The organism is Streptomyces sp. NPDC059740, assembly GCF_042733155.1.
In the GTDB taxonomy this organism is placed as follows: domain Bacteria; phylum Actinomycetota; class Actinomycetes; order Streptomycetales; family Streptomycetaceae; genus Streptomyces.
Genome location: NZ_JBHWGP010000004.1, coordinates 122,539 through 138,518, shown reverse-complemented (window position 1 = coordinate 138,518; position 15,980 = coordinate 122,539). Strand labels below are relative to the sequence as shown.

At 73.5% G+C, this 15,980-nt stretch carries 14 protein-coding genes; 4 read left to right on the top strand and 10 right to left on the bottom strand.

The features are described from left to right. Positions 1–71: 71 nt before the first annotated feature. The 3 genes from ACFV3R_RS07230 to ACFV3R_RS07220 form a co-directional block, all read right to left on the bottom strand. Positions 72–440, bottom strand: coding sequence for a holo-ACP synthase (locus ACFV3R_RS07230; RefSeq protein ID WP_385576887.1), 369 nt, complete (start codon positions 438–440; stop codon positions 72–74). After that, entirely contained in the window at positions 437–2,284 is a 1,848-nt protein-coding gene (gene glmS / locus ACFV3R_RS07225; RefSeq protein WP_385576884.1) for a glutamine--fructose-6-phosphate transaminase (isomerizing), read from the bottom strand. The genes ACFV3R_RS07230 and glmS overlap by 4 nt, the downstream gene beginning before the upstream one ends. A gap of 480 nt (positions 2,285–2,764) precedes the next feature. After that, a complete protein-coding gene (locus tag ACFV3R_RS07220; RefSeq protein WP_385576881.1) occupies positions 2,765–2,995 on the bottom strand; it encodes a hypothetical protein in 231 nt (76 codons plus the stop codon). A 316-nt stretch (positions 2,996–3,311) separates the two neighbouring features. Here ACFV3R_RS07220 and coaA point away from each other — a divergent pair, with 316 nt between their 5' ends. Both coaA and ACFV3R_RS07210 read left to right on the top strand, forming a co-directional pair. Beyond that, a complete protein-coding gene (gene coaA / locus ACFV3R_RS07215; protein WP_385576878.1) occupies positions 3,312–4,328 on the top strand; it encodes a type I pantothenate kinase in 1,017 nt (338 codons plus the stop codon). A gap of 121 nt (positions 4,329–4,449) precedes the next feature. Beyond that, positions 4,450–5,421, top strand: a complete 972-nt coding sequence (locus ACFV3R_RS07210; RefSeq protein ID WP_385576875.1) for a DUF389 domain-containing protein — start codon at positions 4,450–4,452, stop codon at positions 5,419–5,421. 34 nt (positions 5,422–5,455) lie between these two features. On the opposite strand, the gene ACFV3R_RS07205 is transcribed toward ACFV3R_RS07210, so the two are convergent. Then, complete coding sequence (locus tag ACFV3R_RS07205; protein WP_385576872.1) at positions 5,456–6,817, bottom strand: MFS transporter; 1,362 nt, start codon at positions 6,815–6,817, stop codon at positions 5,456–5,458. 324 nt (positions 6,818–7,141) lie between these two features. Further along, the gene (locus ACFV3R_RS07200; protein ID WP_385576869.1) at positions 7,142–7,876 is read right to left on the bottom strand and encodes an SDR family oxidoreductase; all 735 of its coding nucleotides are present in this window, start codon (positions 7,874–7,876) and stop codon (positions 7,142–7,144) included. A gap of 131 nt (positions 7,877–8,007) precedes the next feature. On the opposite strand from ACFV3R_RS07200, the gene ACFV3R_RS07195 reads away from it, so the two are divergent. Further along, complete coding sequence (locus ACFV3R_RS07195; protein WP_385576866.1) at positions 8,008–8,598, top strand: TetR/AcrR family transcriptional regulator; 591 nt, start codon at positions 8,008–8,010, stop codon at positions 8,596–8,598. A gap of 90 nt (positions 8,599–8,688) precedes the next feature. Here ACFV3R_RS07195 and glmM read toward each other — a convergent pair whose 3' ends face one another. From glmM to ACFV3R_RS07170, 5 genes are all read right to left on the bottom strand, one after another. Further along, the gene (glmM, locus tag ACFV3R_RS07190) at positions 8,689–10,050 is read right to left on the bottom strand and encodes a phosphoglucosamine mutase (RefSeq protein ID WP_385576863.1); all 1,362 of its coding nucleotides are present in this window, start codon (positions 10,048–10,050) and stop codon (positions 8,689–8,691) included. Positions 10,051–10,262: 212 nt separating this feature from the next. Further along, positions 10,263–10,766, bottom strand: a complete 504-nt coding sequence (gene rpsI, locus ACFV3R_RS07185; RefSeq protein WP_385576861.1) for a 30S ribosomal protein S9 — start codon at positions 10,764–10,766, stop codon at positions 10,263–10,265. A gap of 41 nt (positions 10,767–10,807) precedes the next feature. After that, positions 10,808–11,251: a 50S ribosomal protein L13 gene (gene rplM / locus ACFV3R_RS07180; RefSeq protein ID WP_385576859.1), complete on the bottom strand. Its 444-nt coding sequence runs from the start codon at positions 11,249–11,251 to the stop codon at positions 10,808–10,810. Positions 11,252–11,490: 239 nt separating this feature from the next. Next, complete coding sequence (locus ACFV3R_RS07175; RefSeq protein ID WP_385576856.1) at positions 11,491–12,996, bottom strand: glycosyltransferase family 87 protein; 1,506 nt, start codon at positions 12,994–12,996, stop codon at positions 11,491–11,493. Between the two features lie 322 nt (positions 12,997–13,318). Next, on the bottom strand, positions 13,319–14,950 hold the full coding sequence (locus ACFV3R_RS07170) for an ABC-F family ATP-binding cassette domain-containing protein (protein WP_385576853.1): 1,632 nt from the start codon (positions 14,948–14,950) through the stop codon (positions 13,319–13,321). Between the two features lie 56 nt (positions 14,951–15,006). Here ACFV3R_RS07170 and ACFV3R_RS07165 point away from each other — a divergent pair, with 56 nt between their 5' ends. After that, positions 15,007–15,876, top strand: a complete 870-nt coding sequence (locus tag ACFV3R_RS07165) for a hypothetical protein (protein WP_385576850.1) — start codon at positions 15,007–15,009, stop codon at positions 15,874–15,876. The last annotated feature ends 104 nt before the right edge of the window (positions 15,877–15,980 follow it).

Below are 15,980 nucleotides of genomic sequence, written 5' to 3'. Positions count from 1 at the left end.
GTCTTTCCGCGCGGCCCGGCGCGCATCCGTCCACCAGGGCGCCTTCTCGTCGGCTCCTGCCGGGTGGGCCCTCACCCCTCGGCCACCACCATCGCCGAGGCGACGCCGGCGTCGTGACTGAGCGACACGTGCCAGGAGCGCACCCCCAGTTCGGCGGCGCGCGCGGCGACCGTGCCCAGGACCCGCAGCCGGGGCCGGCCGCTGTCCTCGCTCCACACCTCCACGTCCGTCCACCGCAGCCCCGCCGGGGCCCCCAGCGCCTTGGCCACGGCCTCCTTCGCGGCGAACCGGGCGGCCAGCGAGGCCGGTCCGCGCCGCTCCCCGCCGGGCAGGTACAGCTCCCGGTCGACGAAGAGCCGCTGGGCCAGGTGGGGGGTGCGTTCCAGGGACGCCGCGAAGCGGTCGATCTCCGCGACGTCGATTCCGACACCGATGATCACTCGACGGTCACCGACTTGGCGAGGTTGCGGGGCTGGTCGACCTCGTTGCCGCGGGCGGTGGCCAGCTCGCAGGCGAAGACCTGCAAGGGCACCGTCGCCACCAGCGGCTGGAGGAGCGGCGGGGTGCGGGGCAGACGCACCAGCTCGTCGGCGTAGGGCACCACCGACTCGTCGCCCTCCTCGGCCAGGACGATGGTGCGGGCGCCGCGGGCCCGCACCTCCTGGATGCCGGAGACGACCTTGTCGTGCAGCACCGACCGCTCCTGCGGCGAGGGCACGACCACCACCACCGGGACGTCCTCCTCCACCAACGCGATCGGGCCGTGCTTGAGCTCCCCGGCCGCGAACCCCTCGGCGTGCATGTACGCCAGCTCCTTCAGTTTCAGCGCCCCCTCCAGCGCGACGGGGAACCCCACGTGGCGCCCGAGGAAGAGCACGGTCTCGGCGTCGGCGAGACTGCGGGCCAGCCTGCGCACCGGCTCCATCGTGGCGAGCACCTGCTCCACCCGGTCGCCCATGCCGGCCAGCTCCCGCACCACGCCCCTGATCTCCGAGGCGTCCCTGGTCCCCCGCACCTGGCCAAGGTAGAGGGCCACGAGGTAGCAGGCCACCAACTGGGTGAGGAAGGCCTTCGTCGAGGCCACCGCGACCTCCGGCCCGGCGTGCGTGTACAGCACGGCGTCGGCCTCGCGCGGCAGGGTCGAGCCGTTGGTGTTGCAGACGGCGACGGTCCGCGCGCCCATCTCGCGGGCGTGGCGCAACGCCATGAGGGTGTCCATCGTCTCGCCGGACTGGGAGATGGCGACGACCAGGGTGCGGCGGTCCAGGATGGGGTCGCGGTAGCGGAACTCGCTGGCCTGCTCCACCTCGCAGGGCAGCCGGGCCCAGTGCTCGATGGCGTACTTGGCGATGAGACCGGCGTGGTGGGCGGTCCCGCAGGCGACGACGACCACCTTGTCGACCTCGCGCAGCTCCGCGTCGGTCAGGCGCAGCTCGTCCAGGGTCAGCAGGCCGCCCTCGCCGACGCGGCCCAGCAGGGTGTCGGCGACCGCCTTGGGCTGTTCGGCGATCTCCTTGAGCATGAAGTGGTCGTAGCCGCCCTTCTCGGCCGCCGAGGCGTCCCAGTCGACGTGGTACGGGCGGCCCTCGGCGGGCGCGCCGTCGAAGCCGGTGATGCGGACCCCGTCCCGGCGCACCTCCACCACCTGGTCCTGGCCGAGTTCGACGGCCTCCCGGGTGTGGGCGATGAAGGCCGACACGTCCGAGGCGAGGAAGGCCTCACCCTGGCCGAGCCCCACCACCAGCGGCGAGTTGCGGCGCGCCCCGACCACCACGTCGGGTGCGTCGGCGTGCACCGCCACCAGGGTGAACGCACCTTCCAGCCGCAGGCACACCTGGCGCATCGCCTCGCTCAGGTCACCGGTCGCCGAGTGGGCCTCGGCCAGCAGGTGCGCGACGACCTCGCTGTCGGTGTCGGAGGCCAGCCGGTGGCCGCGCCCGGCCAGCTCGGCGCGGAGGGCGGCGAAGTTCTCGATGATGCCGTTGTGGACGACTGCGACCCGGCCGGTGTCGTCCAGGTGGGGGTGGGCGTTGGCGTCGTCGGGGCGGCCGTGCGTGGCCCAGCGGGTGTGGCCGATCCCGGTGGTGCCGGTCGGCAGCGGCCGCTCGGCCAGCGCCTTGTCGAGGTTGGCCAGTTTGCCCGCGCGCTTGGCGGCGGCCAGCCCGCCGTCGGCCTGGACGGCCACGCCGGCGGAGTCGTAGCCCCGGTACTCCAGTCGTCCCAGGCCGGCCAGGACGACGTCGAGGGCGTTGCGGTCGCCCACGTATCCCACGATCCCGCACATGTGCATCCCTTCGCGGCCGCGTCGAGGTCGGCCTCGCCAGGTCGGGTGGCAGGCCGGAGGGCGTCGGTGGGCGCCGAGGACTCGCGAAGCCGCACCCGGACCGGGGCGCACCCGGCACCGGCGGCCGGCACGGGCACCCCGCCCGGCCCGGTCCGGGGCAGCCGCCCTCGGGCCTCCGACCGGTCCGGCACGACGTGGCTACATCGTCGCAGAGGAGCGGTCGGCCCACCTGTCGGGACGGGCGGGCCCCGCTCCGGCGGGCGGCCTCCCGCCGGAGCGGGGCAGGCCACTGCCGGCCCCGGGGCGCCCCCTGCCGGCGGTGGGCGGCGCCCTGGCCGGCGCCGGACCGTCTCCCCCCGCCGGCGCGGGGGCGGCCTCCCGCCCGCCCGTCGGCATGCGGGCCCCCGCTCCGGCGGGCCGCGCACCGGGGCCTGACCGCACGAACCCCGCGGACGGCGCTCGCGCGGGGAGGGCCCCGGTTCAGCCGTCCAGGCGGCCGATCAGCTCCTGCACCGTGTCGGTGTACTCCTGCTCCTCGCACCGGGGGCGGCTGCCCCACCGGTAGAGGTCGATGAGGTCCGAGGGGACCTCCGGCAGGTCCAGGTCGGGGTGGTCCTCCACCAGGGTGTCGTAGGCCGCGTACCGCTGGTCGGCGTACGCCGTCCGCGCCGCACCGGTCCGTCCGGCCACTGCTCGTCCCCTACCGCTCATTCGCCATCCCATCCCCGGCCCCCCAGGTCACTCGTGGTGCACGCGACGTTCACCGTTCCTCCGCGGCGTGCCCCCGAAGGGACGGTAGTGCGCAGAACCGCGGTGGGTACAGGGAGTTCTCGCTGCCGGCACCCCTCGCGGTTCCCGGTTCCGTGATTTCCGGCCGACTTCGCCGGGTGACACACGTCACCTCCGCGGCGCCGTCGCATCCCCGAGCAGGGCCCGGAGGCGACGGACCCGGCCATTCCGGTACCACGACCGGCACTGCGTGCCACCCCGCCGTCGTCACGGGACTCCTCCCGCGCACAATGGGGCCGTGCCTCCACCTACCTCCGCCCTCTCCTCCGACGGCCTCCCGCGCGGGGGCGCCGCGCCGCGCCGCCCCCGCGGCGAGACCTCGCCGTACGTCGACCTCACCCGGGAACAGTGGAGTGCGCTGCGGGAGAAGACACCGCTGCCCCTGACGGCCGAGGAGGTCCGGCGCCTGCGGGGCCTCGGCGACGTCACGGACCTCGACGAGGTGCGCGAGGTCTACCTGCCGCTCTCGCGCCTCCTCAACCTGTACGTACGGGCCAGCGGCAACCTGCGCGGCGCCCTGAACACCTTCCTGGGCGACGCGGCCGGCAACGGCCCGCAGACCGGGACGCCCTTCGTCATAGGGGTCGCCGGCTCGGTGGCGGTGGGGAAGTCCACCACCGCCCGGCTGCTGCGCGAGCTCCTGGCACGGTGGCCCGAGCACCCGCGGGTGGAGCTGGTGACCACTGACGGCTTCCTCTACCCCAACGCCGAGATCCAGCGCCGCGGCGTCCGCAAGGGCTTCCCCGAGTCCTACGACCGGCGGGCGCTGACCCGGTTCGTCTCCGACGTGAAGTCCGGCAAGGACGTGGTGACCGCGCCGGTCTACTCCCACCTGATCTACGACATCGTGCCCGGTGAGCGGCAGACGGTGCACCGGCCCGACATCCTCATCGTCGAGGGCCTCAACGTCCTCCAGCCGGCGCTGCCCGGCAAGGACGGCCGCACCCGGCTGGGGCTGGCGGACTTCTTCGACTTCTCGGTCTACGTGGACGCGCGCACCGAGGACATCGAGCAGTGGTACCTCGGCCGGTTCCGCAAGCTGCGCGAGACGGCCTTCCAGAACCCGTTCTCCTACTTCCGCCGCTACACGCAGGTCTCGGAGGAGGAGGCGCTGGACTACGCGCGGGGCATCTGGCGCACCATCAACCGGCCCAACCTGGAGGAGAACGTCGCCCCCACCCGCCCCCGCGCCACCCTGGTGCTGCGCAAGGGGCCCGACCACAAGGTGCAGCGGCTCTCCCTGCGCAAGCTGTAGGGCCACCCGGGGCACCTCCCTGCGGGCCCGGCATGATGTGGGACCCGGGCCGGACGAGGCCGCGACCGTCCGGGCCGCCCGCCGACGGACTGGCGGGCCATCCGCCGTCGAGAGGGACCCCGTGCTGCACCTGCGTCTGATCGTGCCGTCCGACCGGACCGAGGAGGTCGTCGGCCTGCTGCAGGGGACGGTGGGCACCACCCACCTGGTGGTGTACGCCGGTGCCGCCCGCGACCCCGAGGGTGACGTGGTCACCTGCGACGTCGCCCGGGAGGCCGGTGACGAGGTCCTCGGCGCGCTGCGCGCCAGGGGCCTGGACGAGTCCGGCGCCGTCTCGGTGACCTCGGTGGACCTGACGCTCTCCCGGCACGCGGACCGCGCCGAGGAGGCGGCGCCGGGCGAGGGGGCGGACGCGGTGCTGTGGGAGTCGCTGGTGGAGGCGACCCACGAGGAGTCCACGCTCTCCCTGACCTATCTCGCCTTCCTCAGCCTGGCCACCATGATCGCCGCGTGCGGTGTCATCCTGGACAACGCCGTCCTCATCGTCGGCGCCATGGCCGTCGGGCCGGAGTTCGGGCCGCTGGCGGGCATCAGCACCGCCCTGGTCCGCCGGGCCCCGCGGTTGGCGGTGCGCTCCCTGGTGGCCCTGGTCGTCGGGTTCGCAGTGGCGATGGTCCTCACGGCCGGGTTCAGCTACCTGATGGACGCCGCCGGCCTCTTCCACGAGTCGATGCTGAAGGCGCACCGGCCCAACACCGACTTCGTCTGGCAGCCGGACCGCTTCTCCCTCGTCGTCGCCGTCCTCGCCGGGATCGCCGGGATCCTGTCGCTGACCTCCTCGAAGTCGGGCGCGCTGGTGGGCGTGGCGATCTCGGTGACGACCGTCCCGGCCGCCGCCAACGCCGCGGTCGCCTTCGTCTACGGCGACTACGCGCAGGCGGTGGGCTCCAGCGAGCAGCTCCTGGTGAACCTCCTGGGCATCCTCCTCGCCGGCGTGCTCACCCTGCTGGCCCAGAAGGCGTTCTGGAGCGGGCAGCGCCGGCGGCTGCGCACCGCCGGCCGGGCCCTTCCCCAGGTGCGCGGGAGGGGCTGACCGGCGTCGCGCACCGCAACGCCCCGCCCGGGCCTCAGGCCGCGGCGCCGTTCCGGGCCCGCAGCAGGCCCTCCAGCCGTGCCACGTCCCGCGGGTAGGTCCGGTACAGGGCGGTGCAGTACAGGCCGTTGGCGACCATGAGCAGGCCGGGGAGGCAGAGCATCACGGTCTTCAGGCCCAGGCTCGCCTCGAAGAAGCCCGCGCAGAGGTTGAAGAGGACGAAGGCGAGCGCCTCGCAGACGGAGAGCATCAGCGCGAAGGCCGCACCGCGCAGCTCGGGCGGGACGACGGCCGTCACGATCGTCCGGTTCACGCCGGGGTTGACGCCCTGCATGCACCCCATCAGGGCCCAGAAGAGGGCGAACACCGCGATGCCGTGCCAGTCGGCCTGGGTGCCCAGGAGCGCGAAGAGGGCGAACCCGAACTGGGCGCCCTGGAGGACCGCGACCCGGCCCGAGCGGGGCCTGCGGGCGTGGAGGGCGTCGGTGACCAGCCCGCCCGCGATCGTGCCCACCAGGTAGCCCACACCGTACGGCAGCGTGACGAGGGAGGCGACGGCGGTGGTGAACCCGTGGGTCCGCACCAGGAACAGCACCCCGAAGGTCGCCACCAGGAGGTGACCGGCGACCAGTCGCTGGCCCAGCATCAGCGCGAAGGTCGGGATGCGCACCAGGCCGGCGACCTTCCCCCAGGTCAGGACGGTGGTGGCGGCGTCCGGGGTGGCCGGCCCGCCGGCGGTCCGGGGCTCGCTGGCGCCGACCCCTGGGTCCTGGAAGCCGGCGACCAGTCCGGCGGCGACGACGAGGTCGATCGCGCCGGCTGCGAAGAAGCCCAGGCGCCACCCGTCGGGGAGGCGGGAGAGCTGTCCGATGAGAGGGCCCAGGACGGCCCCGAGGAGGGAGATCGCCCCCCAGGTGTAGCCGTTGGCCCGGCCCCTGGTGCGCTCGTCGAAGAGGTCGGCGGTGACCTCGCTGACGATCGGCAGGCCCGCGGCGACGAACACCGCCGCCAGCCCCCACAGCAGCAGGAGCTGGGTGTAGTCCTGCGCCAGCCCGGTGGCGGCGGTGGCCACCGCGACGCAGGTGGTGGAGAGGGTCAGCGCGGCCTTCCGGCCGATGCGCCGGGCGACCCACACCCACACCGGGCCGACCACCACGCCGATCGCCTTGCTGACCGAGACCAGCACCCCCACCGCGCTGCCGGGCAGCGCGAGGGCGGTGATGATGACGGGCGAGAGCGTGCTGAGTACCGAGCCCTCGTTGTTGTCCGCCCACAACGGCGCGGCGACGGCGGCCAGTTTCCGCCAGCGGTGCGGGACGACGGGGGGCCGGGCGGGCCCGTCCCCCACCGGCTGCGGCGTGGTGACGGTCTTCCCTGCGGGCGGTGAGGCGCTCACGGGTCTTCCCCTCTTCGAGCACGCGGCGGGCGGGCCCGGGCCGGCACCGTGATCCGCCGGCCGGGGCACGTCCGCCTCACCCCGACGTCGGCGGGGCGTGGCTGACGGATGGCAGCGGGACGGGCGGACCGCCGCGGCGCGGACCCTTCCGGCCACCGCCGCGACCGGCGGCCGCACGTCACCACGCGACCGCCGCACCGCCGACCCCTATAACACTGAGCACCTAGGTGCTTAGTGTTATAGGTCGCTGCGAGAAAACCCGTCAAGGGGTGGGCGGGAACCGGACATCCGCCCGCAACAGACGCCCCCCGGGCAGGAGGAGCGTCAGCCCTGCGCGGTGGGCCGGACGACGATGTCCCCCACGTCGACGTTGTCCGGCTGCTCGACGGCGAAGGCGATGGCGCGCGCGATCGCCTCCGGCGGGATGCCGATGTCCCCCTGGGTCACGCCGGCCCGGGCCCGCATCTCCGGCGACATGGACTCCGGGAACTCCGTGCGGGTGACACCCGGCGAGACGACCGTCACCCGCAGGCTGTCCCCGGCCTCCTGACGCAGCCCCTCGGACAGGGTGCGCACGGCGTTCTTGGTGGCGGCGTACACGGACTGGAGCGGGACGATACGGAGTCCGGCCGTGGAGACGGTGTTGACGAAGTGTCCGCAGCCCTGCTCCCGGAAGACCGGCAGAGCGGCGGCGATCCCGTACAGGACGCCCTTGAAGTTGACGTCGACCATCCGCTCCCAGTCCTCGACCCGGAGGTCGTCCAGCGGGGAGATCGGGGCGATGCCGGCATTGCTGACCAGGACGTCGAGCTTGCCGAACCGGCTGCGGGCCAGTTCGACGAGGCCCGCAACATCCTCACGGACCGTGACATCGGTGGACGCCCATGCCGCCTCGCCGCCGGCCGCCTCGACGCGGGCGGCCACGGCCTGAAGCCGCTCGGCGCGCCGCCCACCGAGGACCACCCGGGCGCCGCGTTCGGCGAGGAGCAGGGCGGTCGCCTCGCCGATGCCGCTGCCGGCGCCCGTGATCGCCACGACCTTGCCTTCGATTCCCGACATGATCAGTCAGCCCTTCCAGGAGGAATGCGGGCAGGCCAGGCCATGCCCTAAAGTTAAGTGGAGGCGCCACCACTTAATCGAGACTAACTGGGCGCGCCTCCACTTAGCAAACGGAGAAGGACCGGAGAGCGATGGCCAAGGACGCACCACGCCCGCTGCGGGCGGACGCGCAACGGAACAGGGAGAAGATCCTCGCCGCCGCGGTGCGCGTGTTCACCGAGGACGGCCTGGACGCGCACCTGGAGCGTGTCGCCCGCGAGGCGGGCGTGGGCACCGCGACGCTCTACCGCAACTTCCCCACCCGGGAGGCCCTGGTCGAGGCGGCCTACCGCAACGAGGTGGCCCAGCTCTGCGAGGTCGTCCCCGCGCTCCTGGCGGCACACCCGCCGTACGAGGCGCTGCGCGCCTGGACCCGCCTCTTCATGGACTACGCCACCGCCAAGATGGGCATGATCGACGCCCTGCGCGCCCTCTCCGCCTCCGGCGGCAACCCCCACGCCCACAGCCGGGACATGATCGAGGCCGCCGTCACCACACTGATGGAGGCCTGCGGTGCCGCCGGGCAGATCCGGTCCGACATCGGCCCGGCCGACATGTTCGCGGCCCTCGCCGGCATCGCCCTCACCTCGGCCAGGCCCGAACAGCGCGAGCAGGCCGAGCGCCTCCTCGACCTCGTCCTGGACGGCCTGAGAGCCGACCCGGCACCGCCCTCCGGCAGTTGACGGCACACCAGGCGCTGCCCGCACACGACGAAGGGGCCGGCCCCGTGGCCGACCCCTTCGCACCCCTCATGCCCTACCGCGGGCGGGCGGTCATCCCAGCGCGGACTTCACCGCGTCCGCCAGCCGCCCCGCGACCGAGCGCGCCTGCTCGATGTCGGCGGCCTCCACCATGACCCGGACCAGCGGCTCGGTGCCGGACGGGCGGAGCAGCACCCGGCCGGTGGCGCCGAGTTCGGCCTCCGCCTCGCTCACCGCGGAGTTGAGCTCCTGGGAGGTGGCGACCCGCGACCTGTCCACGTCGGGGACGTTGACCAGCACCTGCGGCAGGCGCTCCATCACCCCGGCGAGCTCGGCCAGCGGACGGCCGGTGGCGGCCACCCGGGCCGCGAGCAGGAGACCGGTCAGGGTGCCGTCGCCGGTGGTGGCGTGGTCCAGCGCGATGACGTGACCGGACTGCTCACCGCCCAGCGCGTACCCCTGGGCCTTCATCTCCTCCAGCACGTAGCGGTCGCCGACGGCGGTACGGACCAGCTCGATGCCCTCGCGCTCCATGGCGAGCGTGAAGCCGAGGTTGCTCATGACGGTGGCGACGACGGTGTCCTTGCGGAGGGTGCCCGCCTCCCGCATGGCCACGGCCAGCACGGCCAGGATCTGGTCGCCGTCGATCTCCTCGCCCGCGGCGTCGACCGCCAGGCACCGGTCGGCGTCACCGTCGTGGGCGATGCCCAGGTCGGCACCGGCCTCGACGACGGTGGCGCGCAGCCGCTCCAGGTGTGTGGAGCCGACACCGTCGTTGATGTTGAGGCCGTCCGGCTCGGCGCCGATCGTGGTGACCACGTGGGCGCCGGCGCGGGCGAACGCCTCCGGGGAGACCCGGGCGGCCGAGCCGTGGGCGCCGTCGATGACGACCTTCAGCCCGTCCAGCCGGTTCGGCAGCACGCCGACCAGGTGGGCCACGTAGTTGTCGAACCCCTGGTCGTAGTCGGTGACCCGGCCGACCCCGGCACCGGTGGGGCGCTCCCAGGGGGCGCCGGTGGAGTGGCCGCGGTAGAGCTCCTCGATGCGGTCCTCCAGCTCGTCGGCGAGCTTGTGGCCGCCGCGGGCGAAGAACTTGATGCCGTTGTCGGGCATCGGGTTGTGGCTGGCGGAGAGCATCACGCCGAGGTCCGCGCCGAGCGAGCCGGTGAGGTACGCGACGGCGGGCGTCGGCAGCACCCCGACCCGCAGCACGTCCACACCCGCACTGGCCAGGCCGGCCGTGACGGCGGCCTCCAGGAACTCGCCCGAGGCCCGCGGGTCCCTGCCGACCACGGCCACCGGCCGGTGCCCCTCGAAGCTGCCCGCCTCGGCCAGCACGTGCGCCGCCGCGACCGACAGGCCGAGCGCGAGCTCCGCCGTCAGGTCCGCGTTGGCGACACCGCGTACACCGTCCGTGCCGAAGAGTCGTGCCACTGCTGTCCTCCGATGTTTTTGGCCTGGACCCGCGTACGCGTCTCACCCCCGACGCGGGTACGCCTACGGGGATACACGCACGGGGGTGCCCCGTGCGAATTGCGTGTACGAAATGAGCGTAAACGCGCGGGTCCCGAAGTGCGGAACGCCCCGGGGGCACGCGTCGTGCCGCCGGGGCGTTCCGAGGGAGCCACCTGCGAGGTGGCGCCGGATCAGCGCTTGCTGTACTGCGGGGCCTTACGGGCCTTCTTCAGACCCGACTTCTTACGCTCGACCGCACGGTCGTCGCGCTTGAGGAAGCCGGCCTTCTTCAGCGGGCCGCGGTTGTTCTCGACGTCCGCCTCGTTCAGCGCACGGGCCACGCCCAGGCGCAGCGCACCGGCCTGGCCGGAGATGCCGCCACCGGCGATGCGGGCCACGACGTCGTAGCGGTTGTCCAGCTCGAGCACCTTGAAGGGCTCGTTGACTTCCTGCTGGTGCACCTTGTTGGGGAAGTAACCCTCAAGGGTGCGACCGTTGATCTTCCACTGGCCGGTGCCGGGGACGATGCGCACGCGGGCGATCGCGTTCTTGCGGCGGCCCAGGCCGGCGGCCGGCTGCGGGTCACCGAAACGGGAGGCGAGCGACTCGGAGGTGTACTCCGACTCCACGTTCTCCGACTCGGTGGTGTACTGCTCGACCTCGTCGAGCGGGGTCTCGGCGGTGGTCTCAGCCACGATGCTCCTCAGTTCCTCTTCGTCTTAGGGGGTGGCCGGACTTACTGCGCGACCTGGGTGATCTCGAACGGGACCGGCTGCTGAGCAGCGTGGGGGTGCTCGGCACCCCGGTAGACCTTCAGCTTGGAGAGCATCTGGCGGCCGAGGGTGTTCTTGGGGAGCATGCCCTTGACGGCCTTCTCGATGGCCTTCTCGGGGTTGTTCTCCAGCAGGTCGCTGTAGCGGACGGACCGCAGACCACCCGGGAAGCCGGAGTGGCGGTAGGCCATCTTCTGCTCGCGCTTGTTGCCGGACAGGTGCACCTTGTCGGCGTTCACGATGATGACGAAGTCACCGGTGTCGACGTGAGGCGCATACACCGGCTTGTGCTTACCCCGCAGCAGGGAAGCGGCCTGGGAGGCCAGACGGCCCAGGACAACGTCCTGCGCGTCGATGATGAGCCACTGGCGCTGGACATCGCCGGGCTTGGGGCTGAACGTACGCACGGTCGTAGCCTTTGCTTCTTCAGTAGTGGGGTCTCCCCGAGCCCGCGAGGGCTCCGGAGGACGGGTCCTGTACTAGGCCACGGGGACATCACTCAGCACTGGAGAGAACCGGGCGACGCAACCCGGTCGTTCTGCCGCTGGGATCGGTCCCGTGGACCGGCGCAAGGCCCCCTCACGTGAGATAGAGCAAGCCCATACGCATAACGAACCAGCAGAGTACCGGGCGCCACCCAGGCGGGTCAAAACGCCTCCGGGACCACCCCGGGGACCGTCCCCGGAACCGGCTCCGCGGCGCCCTCTGCCGTCCTCCGCCCGCCCGCCTCGCGCTCCCCCGTTGCGAGGGCGTCCCGGTCGGCGGGGGGCTCGGCACCGCGCGCCGCAGCCGCCTCCCCGCCGCGGCCGTCCACTGCCGCAGCTGCGGCCGGCACCGCCGCCGCCTCCCGGGCGGGCTGCTGCCCGCCACCGCCGGCCACCGCGTCCCGCACCTCGGGGCCCGCCGGGCGCGGCACCCCGGCCGCCCGCCGCCGGCCGCGCGGCCTGCGGGCCCGGCGCGCCCGCAGGCCGGTAGTGGCCGCCACGACCGCCAGCACGGCGATGGTGGAGGCGTCCTTGAAGGCGCGCCGCTTGCCGTTCTCCAGGTAGGGCCAGGTCAGCCCGGGGATCTGCGGCAGCAGCGCCACCCAGAACCAGACGGTCCGCGGCGCCGTCCCCGGCAGCACCACCGAGGCCAGCAGCAGCGGCGTCACCACCATCAGGTAGTGGTCGAAGGAGGGCCGGGAGACGAGGAAGGTGGAGAGCATCAGCGCCAGCGCGGTCTCCGCGACCCGCAGCGGCCCCTCGTCCGCCCTGCGCCACCGCAGCCAGGCGCACACCAGCCCGGTCCCCGCGGCCAGCACCCCCACCCCGTAGGCCACCGGGCCCGGCGCGCCGAGACGGGAGAGCACCATGCCGAGCGAGGCGTCGAAGGGCTTGGCGAAGTTGTCCTGGCCGTGCAGGAGGAAGGGCAGCGTCTTGGTGACGAAGAGCCCCGGGGCCGGCATCAGCGCGACGGCGACTGCGCTGGCCGTCATCGGCACCCCGACCGCCACCGCCAGCGCCCGCCACCGCCGCGCGAAGACCAGCAGCAGCACCATGGGCGCGAGCATCGGCTTGATGGCGAGCGCCAGGCCGATCACCGCGCCCGCCGCCACCCAGCGGGAACGCAGCGCCAGCAGCACCGAGAGGGGGAAGGCCACCACGGCCGCCAGCGTCCAGTTGCCGATGATCGCCAGGTTCTTGAACGGGGCGAAGAAGGCGAAGCCGACCACGCCCAGTGCCGCCAGTCTGCTGCGGGCGGACACCCCGAAGACCCGGAGGCTGATCACCCAGCCGGCGAGGGTGAGCACCACGGCGACCACCGGCACCATCGCCCACCGCAGCCCGTGGGGCAGCAACGCCTCCGGCACGGCCACCAGCACCGCGCTCGGCAGGTACAGGAACCGCTTATCGGCATAGGGGGCGCCGCCGTCCAGCAGGGTGCGGGCGGCGCGGACGATGATCTCGTTGTCCATGCCCACGTGCCGGTCGACGCGCAGCACCTCCAGGGCGGTGACGAGCATCAGGCCGAACGCCGCGGCCCACAGCGGCCAGGACGCGCCCGCGAGCAGCCACCGGGTGGCCGGCACCCCGAGCCCGCCACGACGGGGGGCGGCGCCGCGCCCCGCCGGGCAGCCCGCCCCGTCGGTGGCGGCGGCGGGCGCCGGCACGGGCGCCCCTCCCCCGCCGCCCGCCGCGCGCACCCTGGCGCGGGCCCGCACGAGACCCGTGAAGCCTGAGAGACCCGTGGCACCCGACCTGCCCATCAGGCCCCGAATGACTGTTTTGTCGGTGATCATACGGTCACGTTAGAAGTGCACCGAGTGCCGGATTCTTCTCGACACGGGCATACGCCCGGCCGGCGGTCACCTCCACGCGGGCGCGCCCACCCGGATGGCCCCCGTCGGCCCGTACCGCGGCACCGCACGCTTCCCGGCGCGCGCCCGCGTGCCCGGACCCGGCGGGAAGGGTCCGGGCGCCCGTCGGTGCGGCCTACCGGGCCCGCTCCACCCGCCTCTCGTCCCACACCGGCTCCGGCGTCTCCTTGACGCGGCCGTCGGCGCCGAAAACCAGGTAGCGGTCGAAGGAGCGGGCGAACCACCGGTCGTGCGTGACGGCCAGCACCGTGCCGTCGAACCGCTCCAGCCCCTCCTGCAGCGCCTCGGCGCTCTCCAGGTCGAGGTTGTCCGTCGGCTCGTCGAGCAGCAGCGCCGTGGCACCGCCCAGCTCCAGCAGCAGGATCTGGAAGCGGGCCTGCTGACCGCCGGAGAGCCGCTCGAAGCGCTGCTCGGCCCGTTCCTGGAGCTCGTAGCGGCGCAGCGCGCTCATGGCCCGGCCCCGGTCGTGGGCGTGCTCGGTCCACAGGATGTCCAGCAGGGTGCGGCCGAGCAGCTCGGGGTGGTGGTGGGTCTGGGCGAAGTGGCCGGGCACGACGCGGGCGCCCAGCCGCCACTCGCCGGTGTGCGCGACCTGCTCGTCACCGGCCAGCAGGCGCAGGAAGTGGGACTTGCCCGAACCGTTGGACCCCAGCACGGCGACCCGCTCGCCGTAGAAGACCTCCAGGTCGAAGGGGCGCATCAGCCCGGTCAGCTCCAGGGCCCGGCAGGTGACGGCCCGCACCCCGGTCCGGCCGCCGCGCAGCCGCATGGTGATCTCCTGCTCCCGGGGCGGCTCCGGCGGCGGACCGGCCTCCTCGAAGCGGCGCAGCCGGGTCTGGGCGGCGTGGTAGCGCGAGGCCAGCTCATGGCTGTTCTCGGCGGCCTGCCGCAGGGTGCGCACCAGCTTCTTGAGCTGCTCGTGCTTCTCGTCCCAGCGCCGCCGCAGCTCCTCGAAGCGCGCGAACCGCTCACGGCGCGCCTGGTGGTAGGTGGCGAAGCCGCCGCCGTGCACCCAGACGTCGCTGCCCTCCGGGCCCGGTTCGACGCTGACGATCCGCTGCGCCGAGCGGGCCAGCAGCTCCCGGTCGTGGGAGACGAACAGCACCGTCTTGCGGGTCTGCGCCAGCCGCTCCTCCAGCCACCGCTTGCCGGGGACGTCGAGGTAGTTGTCCGGCTCGTCCAGCAGCAGCACCTCGTCGGGGCCGCGCAGCAGCGCCTCCAGCACCAGGCGCTTCTGCTCGCCGCCGCTGAGGGTGCGCACCTGGCGCCACTGCGCCTTCTCGTAGGGGACGCCGAGCGCTGCCGTGGTGCACATGTCCCAGGTGGTCTCGGCCTCGTAGCCGCGCGCCTCGGCCCAGTCGCTCAGGGCCTGCGCGTAGGCCATCTGCGCCGGCTCCTCCTCGGCGCCGGCCGCGGTCATGACGGCCAGTTCGGCGGCGTCCACGGCCTGCGCGGCCTCCCGCACCCGGGGCGGCGCCACCGAGACCAGCAGGTCCCGCACGGTGCGCTCGTCCTGGACCGAGCCCACGAACTGCGGCATGACACCCAGTCCGCCGCTGACGGTCACCTTGCCGCCGTGCGGCGTCAGCTCCCCGGAGACCAGGCGCAACAGCGTGGTCTTCCCCGCCCCGTTGGCACCGACGAGCGCGGTGACCGAGCCCTCGGCGACCCGGAACGAGACGTCGCCGAGCAACACCCGCCCGTCGGGAAGGTGGTACTCCAGATGCGCTGCCTCGACATGTCCCATGAGGGAATTGTGACCGGCGTGGGCTCACCCCACCAAGCCCGTTTAAACTGCGCGCCATGAGCTTTGGGCAGGGTGGGCCGTACGGCCCAGGGGACGGGCCCTCGTCGACTCCGGACTGGTCCGCGCTCGCGGACGAGAGTGCGGCACGCGACCGGCGCCGTCGGTGGATGTTCGTCGGCGGCGGCGCGCTCGCCACCGTGGTGGTGGCCGGCATCGTCGCGGCGGCCGTGGTGATGAACAGCGGCTCCGACGATCCGCAGGGCAAGGACACCGCACTGCCCTCGCAGCAGCTGCCCGACCGGTCCGCCGAGCCGAAGCCCTCCTTCTCCGACGTCTCGGTGCCGCCGCCGCCCAACCCGGTCGACTACTACACCGACCCCAAGAAGGACACCGCCCCGCTCACGCCCGCCTCGCTCTACCCGATGGCCTCGGTGAACGAGGGCGGCCGCACGTACACCCGGCGCGCCAGGGACACCACGGACGACTGCACCTCGGCCGCGGTGGAGAAGCTGGTGTCCGTCCTCAAGGCGCACGACTGCCGGCGCATGGTGCGGGCGACCTACGTGCGCAACAACGTGGCGACGACGATCGGCATCGCCGTCTTCCCCGACAAGGGCGCCGCGACCAAGGCCTTCGACGCCAACCAGTACGGCCTCGCGCCCCTCACCGCCGGCAGCCTGGACTTCTGCCACGGCTCCGACTGCCTGAACTCCGTCTCCATGCTGGGCCGGTACGTCTACTACACCCTCACCGGCTACACCAGCGGCAAGGACGTCACCCGCGGGGACGCCACCATCCAGCAGGTCAGCACCGACGCCAAGACCTACGCCTTCGGCCGCATCCAGCAGCGAGGCGAGAACCAGGCCGCAGCCGCCGCCCGCGAGCAGAAGAAGCAGCTCCAGCAACAGCAACAACAGGGGAACTGAGAAGCCTCCAGCGGGTCGACGGGCGCCGCCGCACCCGGCTCGCGGGGGGGGCCGGGCCCGCCCACATGATGCCGGGGCGGCGAACTGGCCCCCCGCGCCCCAAG